This is a genomic window from Flavobacterium pallidum (assembly GCF_003097535.1).
In the GTDB taxonomy this organism is placed as follows: Bacteria; Bacteroidota; Bacteroidia; order Flavobacteriales; family Flavobacteriaceae; genus Flavobacterium; species Flavobacterium pallidum.
On record NZ_CP029187.1, the window covers coordinates 2,598,785 to 2,611,358 of the forward strand.

Annotated in this window: 10 protein-coding genes and 1 tRNA gene; all 11 read right to left on the reverse strand. The window is 40.3% G+C overall.

Annotated elements, in window-relative coordinates; translation table 11 throughout:
* Positions 1-38: 38 nt before the first annotated feature.
* The 11 genes from HYN49_RS10700 to tpx all read right to left on the reverse strand — a co-directional run bounded on the left by HYN49_RS10700 (position 39) and on the right by tpx (position 12,570).
* A complete protein-coding gene (locus tag HYN49_RS10700; RefSeq protein ID WP_219928746.1) occupies positions 39-1,169 on the reverse strand; it encodes a restriction endonuclease subunit S in 1,131 nt (376 codons plus the stop codon).
* Positions 1,159-3,024, reverse strand: a complete 1,866-nt coding sequence (locus HYN49_RS10705; RefSeq protein WP_108904111.1) for an HsdM family class I SAM-dependent methyltransferase — start codon at positions 3,022-3,024, stop codon at positions 1,159-1,161. Before HYN49_RS10705 ends, HYN49_RS10700 begins: the two co-directional genes overlap by 11 nt.
* Positions 3,025-3,909: 885 nt before the next feature.
* A complete protein-coding gene (locus HYN49_RS10710) occupies positions 3,910-4,293 on the reverse strand; it encodes a response regulator (protein WP_108904112.1) in 384 nt (127 codons plus the stop codon).
* 137 nt (positions 4,294-4,430) lie between these two features.
* A complete protein-coding gene (locus HYN49_RS10715) occupies positions 4,431-4,769 on the reverse strand; it encodes a hypothetical protein (protein ID WP_146185094.1) in 339 nt (112 codons plus the stop codon).
* Between the two features lie 358 nt (positions 4,770-5,127).
* Positions 5,128-5,212: transfer RNA gene (locus HYN49_RS10720), tRNA-Ser, on the reverse strand.
* Between the two features lie 157 nt (positions 5,213-5,369).
* Positions 5,370-6,500, reverse strand: coding sequence for a 3,4-dihydroxy-2-butanone-4-phosphate synthase (ribB, locus tag HYN49_RS10725; protein WP_108904114.1), 1,131 nt, complete (start codon positions 6,498-6,500; stop codon positions 5,370-5,372).
* 11 nt (positions 6,501-6,511) lie between these two features.
* Complete coding sequence (locus HYN49_RS10730; protein ID WP_108904115.1) at positions 6,512-8,500, reverse strand: LptF/LptG family permease; 1,989 nt, start codon at positions 8,498-8,500, stop codon at positions 6,512-6,514.
* Between the two features lie 7 nt (positions 8,501-8,507).
* Positions 8,508-9,182 (reverse strand): LolA family protein, encoded by a 675-nt coding sequence (locus HYN49_RS10735; protein ID WP_245892162.1) that lies wholly within the window; start codon positions 9,180-9,182, stop codon positions 8,508-8,510.
* Position 9,183: 1 nt separating this feature from the next.
* Positions 9,184-11,652: a DNA translocase FtsK gene (locus tag HYN49_RS10740; protein WP_108904117.1), complete on the reverse strand. Its 2,469-nt coding sequence runs from the start codon at positions 11,650-11,652 to the stop codon at positions 9,184-9,186.
* Positions 11,653-11,694: 42 nt separating this feature from the next.
* The gene (locus HYN49_RS10745) at positions 11,695-12,069 is read right to left on the reverse strand and encodes a diacylglycerol kinase family protein (RefSeq protein WP_108904118.1); all 375 of its coding nucleotides are present in this window, start codon (positions 12,067-12,069) and stop codon (positions 11,695-11,697) included.
* Positions 12,070-12,072: 3 nt separating this feature from the next.
* Complete coding sequence (gene tpx / locus HYN49_RS10750) at positions 12,073-12,570, reverse strand: thiol peroxidase (RefSeq protein WP_108904119.1); 498 nt, start codon at positions 12,568-12,570, stop codon at positions 12,073-12,075.
* Positions 12,571-12,574 lie beyond the last annotated feature (4 nt).

Below are 12,574 nucleotides of genomic sequence, written 5' to 3' on the forward strand. Positions count from 1 at the left end.
ATATCCGCGCCATCAGGTAACATATTATTTACATCTGCTTAATCATTTTTATTGTAGTTTGAAACAAGCTTGTCGCTAAATGGTATTGATTTCAAGAAATCATCAATGAATTTCCAATCTGGCATGTAACCTTCCTCTGAAAAAGTTTTTGATTTATCTATATATAATCCTTTTTCGGTTGTTTTCACTGGCAATTTTATACTAAAATCCTTTTTGATGTGAGAATTTAATTCTCTTCCGAAAGCCAAATATTTAACCTTACATTCATTTCTAATAAGCGTAGCAATAAATAACTTTGTATATATGGACATAGGAGATTTTTCCTGTAAAACAGCAACGTTTTGTGCGGTGTAAAAATCCTTATTTTGAATAAAGCATGAGCCTAAGAAACTTCCACCTAAGGCAACTGTCAATGTGCCCGCCGCAAATGCAACTTCTCCATCGATTTCGTCTACAAACGCTACCACACCATTATTATTACTATTTCTGGAAACATAATTATATTTTGGTGCGAAAGAAGTAGTTTTATTAACATCCAATCCATTTCCCATAGCAATTTTAAAAATCTTGTGTAAATAAAATTCTTTCCAATTATCCGAAACTAACTCGGATTTATTACTTTTTTTAATTTTGGTAGTCAACGGTTTACAGTAAAGTTTTCGTACGAAATCTTCCATGTAGTTCCAATCAGGACTTCCATGAGAATTTACAGGTAACAAAATTTTAGATTGTGCCATTCTCTCTGGCCTCCACTTTCTTCCGTATCCCCATCTATATCGATCCTTCATTATTATTGAAGCTATAAATAGTCCTGTATATCTGTTAAATTTTCTATCCAGTGGGTATAAAGGATTAACGTCGTGGCTGCAAGTAAATTCGTGTTCCTGAAAATAGGCATAGCCAACAGATCCATTATTGGTCACACATACAGCGTTAGCAGGAAAAATCTTTTTCTCTAAAGGCTCATTCATCCCATCGCCAGTTTTGGAAGTATTTTCAATTTCTTCAATTGTATAATACTCCGTAATTCCATTATTACTATCAGTTGCACCAATAAACGGGATACTGCCATTGCCTGACGACTCTGGCTTTTTATTATAGAAACCTTTCCTAATTTCGAAAACCTCCGAGAATTTAAAATTTTTCCAACTGCTAATATCAATCTTCATAGACATTTCCTTCTTTTACTAAATAAGCTAAATGTGAATTAAGTACTTTTTGAAAGTCAGCTGTTTCTAATGCAGAGTAATCAGTTTCCATGTATGCTTCAGCCAGCCATTCATCATTAAAGGTGATTTTTTTCATCACAGACAAGCCCGGAACAGCTTTTCGATTTTTATATAAATCTAACCAAATTTCTTCAGCCTTTGCCCATAAACTGTTTCCGTTGTCATCAGTAAGTTCAATTCTTCCAAGACCCTTCCTTTTCGTGAATTTATCATCACGATAGTAGCCAAAAAAAGTTTCTTTATTAACCTTTTCATGTTTTTGGGACAGGTCAAACACCATGCAAACTGCGACAGCAGCAGCCCCAGGGTAAAATATCTCAACGGGTAATGAGAACACTGCCTCAAGAGTATAATTCTCCAGCATTTTTTTCTTAAATTCCTTTACTTCACCACTATTCCCTATAGCTGCCTGCATAGGAAGCAGAACCGCTAACTTACAATGGGGAGATACATGTCTTGCAACCCATTCCACAAAATGAAAACCTTTAGACGGATCCTCTTTTTTCTTACTATCCCAGTTTTTAGTGTATTCCGGATTACAGAACTTTTTTGTTGCGTTATATGGTGGATTCATAAGTACTCTATTGATATTACTATTCTCAATCCATTTAGCTCGGTTGAAAAGAGAGTCTTGGACTACGTTTGAATTTCCATCTCCATGAATTAGCATATTAGTCGATGACAGGCCAAAAGCACCTTCCTCGTATTCAATTCCGAAAATTTGCTCTCGCTTAACTAATTCCCGTTCATCCTCAGTTTCGCAATCATCCATAGCATCTGTCATTGCTCTGACCAAGAACGCGCCGCTTCCACAGCAGGGATCTAAAACCCTTGAATGCTTATTTACCCCTATCACTTTACTCATGAATCCGCAAATATGATCTGGCGTAAATGCCTGGTTTTTATCGGATTTGCCTACGTATTTATTAAATGTTGTAAAAAATAAATTGAGAAGGTCCTGACCTGCGGTATTTTTATCGTTAATAAAGGGAATTATATTGTTATCAATAAACTTAAGTATATCTGACAATTCTGCGTATGTAAGGCTCTGAATATCTTGATCGTCTAAAACTTTATTATTTAAAACTGCTAACTTACTCGCTTTATTTAAACTCCCACTTTTGGTCAATAAACCTTCAAGAATATTTTTAATTCCGTTTAAAACTACGTCTGCTGATTTTAGTGATTTACCAGTGCTGGCGTTAATGGTTTCTTTTACATTCTCGTAAACAAGGCCATTTTTTAATGCTAATAAACACGTTCCAACAAATTGACTACGCAACTTTTCATTCACCCCGTCGGAGTGAAGTTTTTCATTTAAAATTTTAATGGCATCAATAACCTTTATTTTATCGTTTACTTTGCCAAAACAAATTTCTTCATACTCTTCAAAAGTTTTTAATTTCGTTTCTTCATTAATTCTGTGTTCTTCATCGATAATTACAGACTGACCATACCATACCCATAAATCATCACCTTCTGTTTCAACTAAAATCGCGACTATTTTCTTATCCGAATAAGCTTTCTCAAAACGGACATAGTCTTGTAATTGCTTTTGAATTTTAAACTTATCCCATTTGCTGAATTTGTTTTTACATTCCACTAGTATAGACAGTCGTTCGTTCTCAAATTTAATATCAAGATATTGATGTTGTGAACCTGACGTAGCCTTTTGGTAATCCTTTATGTTTTTACCTATAGATTTAAGTGCTATAGAATAGCTGAACTCACCAGATTCTATATTACCTACGTTATATTTTGCGCCAATTCTGTCTATAATTTCGATTCTTTTCATTTGTATTTGGTCTTTTGTCCAATTAATGTTTCACAACTTATGCTTGTTATATTTAAGGCAAATATGCAAAATTAATCGGCAGCTTAATTGCTAATTAGATCCAAATATATCTTTAAACATAAATAAGGAAAAAACGATTTATTCCACATCGCAATACGGAATAAATGTGGAACATTAGAATTATTTTCCACTGTCCGCTTTAGTCCACTTCTTTTGGATTTTATTTAAAACCTCATTTTTTAATATTTTCAATAGGCTAAACCATTAATGAAAAATCTTTTCCCTCAGAAATGATTGAAAAATTAATGGAATCTAGCTTTACGAGAATTCCAATAAGTCCTTATCTGCTCCCAGATTAAGAAGAAGTGTGGTCTTAGTGATTAAAAATTTGATTTTGTCATAATATTCGGGTTCTGTTCTATTTTCCAAGTACACAAATGGAGTAAAGAGAAATGGAGTAAAGAGAAATGGAGTAAAGAGAAATTATAGGGCTAAAGTCTTCCATATTCAGGCAATTAATTATTTTTTATTACCGGGCAATACTGTTTTGTCAAATTCTTTCTGTGTGTTTTTTTAATTTGCTTTAGAGTAATTTCCTTGTTATGGGAAAGTTGTTGAGTTAGAATACTCCAATTAGTTTTTGCGAGTATTTAGCTTATTAAAATATTACCGACAATTGTAAGCAAAGACTTATATCCAGCTATTGTATCATTTATAATACTTCGCGAGTACTCGGTAGGATCTGATTTATTGTTCTCTTAATTAAATTTGATTAGAAATATAAGCTTTCTTCGCTGCAAAAGTGCAAAGTTTTATTATGCTGCCAGTAGCGGTCCTTCGAAATTCTCAGGATGACAAGCCAACTGCAGGTAATGGTTAGCATTATCACTCTGCAAACAACGGCTGCAGCATCATAACGAGTGTGTTAAAGTCGGAAGGTTTGGTCATGAATCCTGTAGCGCCCAGGGAGTCGGCTTCCGCTTTTATGGATTGCTCAGAGGATCCGGAGAGCATGTAGATTGGTATACTGCCGATATTCATGTCTTTAGCCAGTTTGAGGAAATCAAAACCATTCATCATGCCGTCCATGTGGATGTCAAGGAAAATAATGTCAGGGATGATTTCACCGTTTTGCAATTCAGATAGTGCAGCTTCGGGGTTTACCATAAATATGCAACTGATGTCTGGGTTGATTCTGGTTAATGCTTCCATAAAGAAGGCGATGTCTTCCCAGTCGTCATCGATGATTAGAACGGTATTGTATTTCATGAAGTATATAGCCCGAAATTTAGGTTCTAAGCGTATCCAAATTTCTGAATTGAAAGATTGTTATTGTTACGATTTACCGGAAATACTTATAGCTTTCAATATGTCAACTTTGCAATAGCCGTTAAAGTTTACTGCTGTCATCGGTCGTGGATGTCGATGCCCAGTACGGGCTGTACGGTATCTTTCATAACTGATGATTGGCTTGCCAAATGCTTCTTACCGGCTATTTTTGCGAGTGACAGTTCTTTTGCCTGCGCTTTAGCTATATTCTTAAACCGTTTTACGAGGGTATCATGACTGTAGACCAGTTCCCAGGTGTAGCTATTGGCCGCGCGTGCCAGCACTTCGGTCTTGACACGGTGTGAGGCACTGCTATAATCTGGGCCGGCAAGCTGCTGGATTTTGGTTTCGGCATATCGTGGCTGTGCATAGCTCATTGCGGAAATGAGTGATATCATTATAGGGAAGTATTTCATGGACTGCTTTTAAAAAATTTAATTGCAGGTTAGGTAGTATGCTAATTTACGTTATGCGTGTAATACATGGACTATAGTACTGCTGAGTTTAACAGTGTTTTGTGATACGCAGGCATAACACTCAGAAATATCTTATTAGTTCAAATGTCAAAACGTTACAAGATGTTCATGTTCTGAACGGGTAGTAAACACTGGGGTTTAGCTCAATTCGGTGCACTTTTTTTTGTGATTTGGAAGTGCCCCGAATTGTGCCCCTCGGGTATTGTAAACAAATGCATTATTTTGGTAAGTTGGAAAAGAAAAAACCCCGTAAATCGTGAGATTTCGAGGTTCTTGAAGTGCTTTGTGAAGCATGCTGCGGAGAAAGAGGGATTCGAACCCCCGGACCTGTTACAGTCAACAGTTTTCAAGACTGCCGCAATCGACCACTCTGCCATTTCTCCAATAAGTCTTGCTGTCATTGCTGATAGCGGTTGCAAATATAACATGCTTTTTTGATTTCCAAAACATTTTTGGCGTAAAAACATATTATTTTTTTTATTGCAGTCTAAGGGATTCATTTCCAGAAGTTCAGATAATCCGCAGGTTGTAGTAAAAGAATTAATATTTTACATACTCGGTAATTTCAAGTCCGTAACCGATCATTCCCACACGTTTTGCCTGTTCCGTATTGGAAATAAGCCTGATTTTGGAAATGTCTATATCGTGAAGGATTTGTGCCCCGATACCGAAATCCTTAATGTCCATTTTAATCTGCGGTGCCTTGTAGATGCCTTTTTGCTGCAAATCCTTTAATTCTGTGATACGGCCTAAAAGATCTCCGGGCTGTAATTCCTGGTTGATGAAGATGACGGCGCCCATACCTTCTGCATTGATAAGGTTGAACATGTCGTCTAGTTTTTTATCGGCTTCATTGGTCAGTGTACCGAGGATGTCATTGTTGATGGCAGTTGAATTGACGCGGGTTAATACCGGGTCGCCAATATTCCATGTGCCTTTGGTCAGTGCAATATGGATGTGCTTATTTGTGGTCTGCTGGTAGGCGCGGAATCGGTAGGTACCGAAGCGCGTCTCGATATCAAAATCTTCTTTCTTCACGATCAGGCTGTCGTGCTGCATGCGGTAGGCAACCAAATCTTCTATGGAAACGAGTTTCAGGTCAAATTTCCTGGCCACTTCCACCAACTCCGGCAGCCGCGCCATCGAACCGTCTTCATTCATGATTTCGCAGATGACCCCGGCCGATTTGAATCCGGCGAGGCGTGCAAAATCAATTGCGGCTTCGGTATGCCCTGTACGCCGCAATACGCCACCTTGTTTGGCTATCAAGGGGAAAATATGGCCTGGCCTGGCCAAATCATATGGTTTTGTATCTTCATTAATCAGGGCCAATACGGTTTTAGCACGGTCCAATGCTGAAATTCCGGTTGTCACACCATGTCCTTTCAAGTCCACTGAAACCGTGAATGCCGTTTCCATATGGTCGGTATTATGGGTTACCATGGCACGAAGGTCAAGTTCGGCGCAACGTTTTTCGGTTAAAGGAGTACATATCAGCCCGCGGCCATGTGTTGCCATAAAGTTGATCATTTCCGGCGTTGCCTTTTCTGCGGCAGCGAGAAAATCACCTTCATTTTCACGATCTTCATCGTCAACAACAATGATTATTTTGCCCTGACGGATGTCTTCAATGGCTTCTTCTATGGTATTGAGTCGTATTTTATCTGACACTTTGTAGTTTGTTAAAGGCTGCTTCCAGAAATGGCTTTCCGAAGGGCAACCCGGTTGTAGACATGGAATATTATGTAAAAAGGAAATCCGAGCACCATGACGAGCCAAGGATGTATCCCTACTTTCCTGTGAAGAAGGTTATTGATCTCCTGGTGGCGCTGCCCGGTTTTAAATGCCGCAATATAAAAACAGATGAGTACGAGTACGCCTAAAATCATCAGTTTTACATTTTTGCTGTTGTTCAACACTACGAAAACCATTACGACGGTCATCAGGAAAGTAATGAAGGTCATTTTCGAATTCAGGATATAATTCTCGTTAGCGTCCGCAAGTCTTTCGTATTTCTCATTGAACAGTTTTCCTTGTTGGATGAGGTCGGCCTGAGTGATATTGCGGCTATCCAGTATTTTTAAAGCTTTTATGCGGCGTAATTTCGAATAACCCAGTTTCGCTGAATCGTAAACGGTGTCGATAAGTGAAGCGTCGGACATTTTAAGCAAATCCCGCCATTCTTCATCTTCAGTAAAGCTTATTGTATCAAGATTAATTATTCGGTCTTCAGCTTCAAATGAAGGCCTGATCTTATTGCGGCTGAACATTTTTACAAATGGATCGGTAAGCCAGTCTAAATTGATGGTCATCTGCAAATCGTTTTTGGCACGATAAGTCAACAATATAGCCAATGGCGACAATATAATCGATGACATCCAGGCGCCAAGGAAAGGCGTAATGCCGTTTTCCTGCCCTAATTTCTTGCCAAATGTATTTACGAAATGGAACGTGATGAAAATCAGTATGGCAAAAACAATCGGAAGCCCAAGTCCGCCCTTACGGATAATCGCTCCCAGCGGCGCGCCGATAAAGAACATCAGTATACACGCAAAAGCAATTACGAATTTATCATAAATGGAAAGCCAGTGGCTATTGATATTTTTTTCTTTCATATCAAATTCATCCTTCGTCCCGGCAATGGTAAAAGTGGTGCTGCCGACGTTGCTTTTGGCAATATCAATGAATTTCAGCTTTTTCTGCGGGGGATAAGCATCAAGCAGGTTTTCCGGGACTGTCGTATTGGACGAGTCTTTTTCAGCTTTCATGTTGATGATGCCGGTACGCACGTGGATGTTTTCGGTAAAGGAATTGACCTCCTTTTTATAATCTTTATTCAGGGAATCAAGCGTATAGGTAAGTTCGCTGAGTTTAAGCATGTTGCTCGTACTGGTGACTTTTTCCTCATTGGGGTCCACTTTGTTCAATTTTGACAAATCCATGTTGAGGTTGTATTTTTTGAACTGTGTTTTGGCAAACGGCATTTTTTCGCGTTCGTTGTATTTTTTCGGGATAATGTCTTCAAATTGCGCGCCGTTATACAATACAAGCTGGATGACTTTTGAGTCAGGGCTGCTTTTCAGTTCGCCGCTTTTCGCTTTGATGATGGTGGTGCTTCCCTGCCCGTTTACTGATTTTTTATGGATTGTAATCCCTGAAAGATTGTTTCCGTTAGGACCGGATTTCTTATCCACTTTGATGATGTAACTGCCCACATCACTGAATTGCCCTTCTGCAATGGCCATAGCCGGTTTCAGCTGGGCGATATTGGCCTTGAAGTTGATGAATTTATATTGGGAGTAGGGGATGATGTTATTGGCAAAAATAAACGCTGCAATACTGAGGATAAAAATGAACACGGTCAGGCTCCGCAATGCGCGCATCAGCGAAACACCGGAGGATTTCATTGCGGCAAATTCATAATGCTCTGATAAATCCCCGAAGGTCATGATGGAGGCCAGCAGGATCGTAAGCGGCAAAACCATCGGGACAATACTCGGAAAATAGAACGTAAGGAATTTCACGATCATGAAGAAATCCAGGTCCTTGCCTGCAAGTTCTCCTATAAAAAGCCATACGGCCTGCAGGATGAAGATAAAAAACAGGATTACAAATACCGAGGCAAAAGTAGTCAGGAAGGTTTTAAGTAAGTATCTGTCGAGTATCTTCACCGGAAGCTTAATCTAGTTTATTGATGTAGTAATTCGGGTATTTGCTTTCGACAAAAGTAAACTGATTTTTTCCCAACGTCTGGTTGGTTTTGAAAGAATTAACAACCAATGTGGTTTTGGTGCCGTTCTTTCCGGTTTCGATTACATTGTAAATCTGCTTGGTCGCGGTATCGATACCGACAAGGATTTCCTTCCTTTTGTCTTTCTTATCATCGGGAACGAGTTTGACATATTGTAATTTCCTGCCTTTTACGTTTTGCTGGATGTCCCAATAGAATTTATAACCTTTGTTGAAAAAGGTCAGCATCTTTGAAGGCGTAATCGTGTTTGCATCTTTTTCATCTACTTTGGAAATGCTGATTTCCTCGTCTTCAGGAACAATCGTGTACAGTTTTTTTCCATCATAAAGTTTGGTCATGCCCATGAAATTAAGCACATACTGATTGCCTTTCATCACTACGCTGCCCGAGCTTTCCTGATTGATGTTTTCTTTGTTGTTGTTTAAGGTATACTTGAAATCAATGGAAATGTTGTCGTAGCTTTTTACTTTCTTAGTGACTTCATCAAGCAGGTCTTTGGCCTTTTTATCCTGTGCCGACGCTGTCAGTCCCGTCACTACGAATAATGCGAGTGCAGCATTTTTCAGGTTTTTTGTAAATACATTTGGCATAATCTTTCTCATATTACGAATTGTTTTCTTCATTTCTAAAAAATTGTTCCAGCGAAGCCAGGTCGGTATAATTGACGGAACGTGCTTTGCTTCCTTCAAAAGGCCCCACAATCCCCGCAGCTTCCATCTGATCAATGAGCCTTCCGGCACGGTTGTAACCCAGCTTCAGTTTGCGTTGCAGCAGCGATGCCGAACCTTGCTGCGCCGTGACTACAATCTCGGCAGCTTCCTTAAACAGGCTGTCGCGTTCAGAGATGTCAATGTCAAATTTCATGCCACTTTCATCTTCACCTATAAATTCCGGAAGCAGGTAAGCATTGGCATAAGCTTTCTGGGAGCCGATAAACTCGGTAATGCGTTCCACTTCAGGGGTATCGACAAAGGCACATTGTACACGAACCACATCATTGCCATTGGTATACAACATGTCCCCACGCCCGATAAGCTGGTCGGCGCCCTGGGTGTCCAAAATAGTTCTTGAATCAATTTTTGAGGTTACACGGAACGCAATCCTGGCCGGGAAATTCGCTTTGATGATTCCCGTGATGACATTCACCGACGGCCTTTGTGTAGCGATAATCAAGTGGATCCCGATGGCCCGCGCCAATTGTGCCAGCCTTGCAATCGGGGTTTCAACTTCCTTTCCTGCCGTCATGATCAAATCGGCGAACTCGTCGACTACCAACACGATGTATGGAAGGAAACGGTGACCGTTTTCAGGATTCAGTTTGCGTGATTTGAATTTGTCATTGTATTCCTTGATGTTGCGCACCATAGCTTCTTTCAGCAAAGAATAGCGGTTGTCCATTTCCACGCAAAGTGAATTCAGCGTGTTGATGACTTTGTTATTGTCTGTAATAATCGCATCCTCGGTATCAGGCAATTTTGCTAAATAATGCCTTTCTATTTTATTGAAAAGTGTGAGTTCCACCTTTTTAGGGTCAACCAGTACAAACTTTACTTCAGCCGGATGTTTCTTATAAAGCAACGATGTCAGCACGGCATTCAGTCCGACGGATTTTCCCTGTCCAGTTGCTCCAGCCATCAGTAAGTGCGGCATTTTGGCTAAATCCACCACGAATGTTTCGTTTGAGATGGTTTTGCCCAAAGCAATCGGGAGTTCCATTTCAGCTTCCTGGAACCTTGCCGAAGCGATCACGGTTTTCATCGAAACCATTGTCGGGTTCTTGTTCGGCACTTCAATACCGATGGTTCCTTTGCCCGGAATCGGCGCGATGATACGGATTCCCAAAGCGGAAAGCGACAATGCGATATCATCCTCAAGGCTTTTGATCTTTGAGATGCGGATACCAGCTTCCGGCACGATTTCATATAAAGTGACCGATGGGCCGACCGTTGCCTTGATCTGGGCGATTTCAATCTTATAATTGCGGAGTGTTTCCACAATCCGGTTCTTGTTTTCTTCAAGCTCTTCCTGGTTGATCGTGATGCCGCCAGACGAATAATCCTTCAGCAAATCAATCGTTGGGAATTTATAGTTGGAAAGCTCCAGTGTTGGGTCGAAAAGCCCGAAATCAGCAACGAGTTTTGAAGCCAGGTTTTCAGAAACGATGTCTTCTTCCTCGACTTTTTCAATGACAAAAGTTTCCTCAATCGGCTCTTCGGGAGCCATCGTAACTTCCATTGGCGGCGACACGGTTTTTATCGTCGGTTCAAGAATCAGTTCCGAGGCACTGCTGATGGTCGGCTTTAAAGCTTCCTTATTGATTTCGAATTGCGATGGCTTCTGAACGATCAATTCCGGTTTTTCAATAAGCTCATCTTCCTCAGGTTCTTCTTCAACCGCAAATTCCTCTAAGTTGTACAGGCTGTTGGATTCGGCAACCGGATTGGTATTGAGGGAATCCAGATCTTCGGACATTTCTTTTTTGGTACGTTCGAAAAGTGCCTTGATGGCATCAGGTGAAATTTTGATTTTGAATATCAGGTAAATAATCAACCCAAAAATCAAAACCATCAATGTGCCGGCTTTACCGATGAAATCCTGAAGGAATAAATTCATTTCAAATCCGACGACACCGCCCAATTCCGGCATAAAAGTGGCGAAAAATCCAAGCAAAACCGATACCACGGCCATCGCAAACAAATCCCAGAACCAGACATTTTTTAATTTCTTAATCGGAAGATCCAATACAAGATAGGCACCGGTCAGGAAAAAAAGGCGCACGAAAAGAAATGAAGCAAGGCCGAAACCTTTATAAACGAATATGTCAGCAAGATAGGCACCGAATTTTCCAAGCCAGTTTTCGACTTTGGTACTGCGGTCGGCCAATTCCTGTACGGCACTCTGGTCGTCATGCCCGTAGATGTAAAACGAAATGAAAGACAGCAACAGCGCCACTGAAAACAATACCAGCAAACTTCCGATCAGGATTTTATGCTGCTTGGTAATCCTGAATCCCTTTTTGGTTTCAGCACCAGGATTTTTGGCAGTGGGTTCTTTCTTTGTGGTTTTTGCCATTCGTTTTGGGTTAAGCTATAAAGATAAAAAAATTAACCTCATTTATAACGCCATTAGATACGGAACATATATGATGCAGGCAATCGTCATGGCTGCCAATGCTGCAAAAAATACAGCTCCGGCGGCAATATCCTTTATAAAACCGATTTTGGTATGGAAATCCGGATGAATGAAGTCTGCAATCTTTTCAACAGCCGTATTCAATCCTTCAATACTCAGCACCAATCCGATTGCAAAAACCTGGAACAGCCATTCGGTTTTAGTGATCCCGAAGTAAAATCCTGCTGCGGTCATGATCAGGCCCAAAGAGGATTGCGCCATAATGCTGTGTTCGGTGGTAATAAGCTTATAAGCTCCCGCAAAAGCAAACTTAAAGCTTTTCAGGCGGCCTGTTATAAAGGAATTGTCTGTTTTCATCAATTAAAGTGCATTTAAGGCCGCATCATAATCAGGTTCCTTACCGATTTCCGAAACCAGTTCAGTATATTTGATTTTTCCATCTGCATCGATTACTACAACCGCCCTCGCATGCAATCCGGCCAAAGCGCCTTCTGTCATTTCCAAACCATAATCCTTTCCGAATGTACCATCACGGAAATCGGATAACGTCAATACGTTTAAAATATTTTCAGCACCACAGAAACGCTTTTGGGCAAAAGGGAGGTCGCGCGAAATGCAAAGTACTGCCGTATTGTCAAGGCCTGCCGCTTTTTCGTTGAAATGCCTCACCGATGTGGCACAAACGCCGGTATCGATGCTTGGAAAGATATTAAGGATCAATTGCTTTCCGTCAAAATCTGAAAGCGAGGCAGCAGAAAGATCGTTTTTTATGAGGTTGAAATCCGGTGCTTTTGAACCGACCTGCGGTAGCTCACCGTTAGTATTGATGGCGTTCCCGCCTAAATTTGTTGAAGCCATTAGT

Bases quoted from the DNA above. Each gene is read 5' to 3' on its own strand.
- HYN49_RS10700 (WP_219928746.1), bottom strand. From the start codon at position 1,169: ATGAAGATTGATATTAGCAGTTGGAAAAATTTTAAATTCTCGGAGGTT.
- HYN49_RS10705 (WP_108904111.1), bottom strand. From the start codon at position 3,024: ATGAAAAGAATCGAAATTATAGACAGAATTGGCGCAAAATATAACGTA.
- tpx (WP_108904119.1), bottom strand. From the start codon at position 12,570: ATGGCTTCAACAAATTTAGGCGGGAACGCCATCAATACTAACGGTGAG.
- HYN49_RS10735 (WP_245892162.1), bottom strand. From the start codon at position 9,182: ATGAGAAAGATTATGCCAAATGTATTTACAAAAAACCTGAAAAATGCT.
- HYN49_RS10745 (WP_108904118.1), bottom strand. From the start codon at position 12,069: ATGAAAACAGACAATTCCTTTATAACAGGCCGCCTGAAAAGCTTTAAG.
- HYN49_RS10715 (WP_146185094.1), bottom strand. From the start codon at position 4,769: ATGAAATACTTCCCTATAATGATATCACTCATTTCCGCAATGAGCTAT.
- HYN49_RS10710 (WP_108904112.1), bottom strand. From the start codon at position 4,293: ATGAAATACAATACCGTTCTAATCATCGATGACGACTGGGAAGACATC.
- HYN49_RS10740 (WP_108904117.1), bottom strand. From the start codon at position 11,652: ATGGCAAAAACCACAAAGAAAGAACCCACTGCCAAAAATCCTGGTGCT.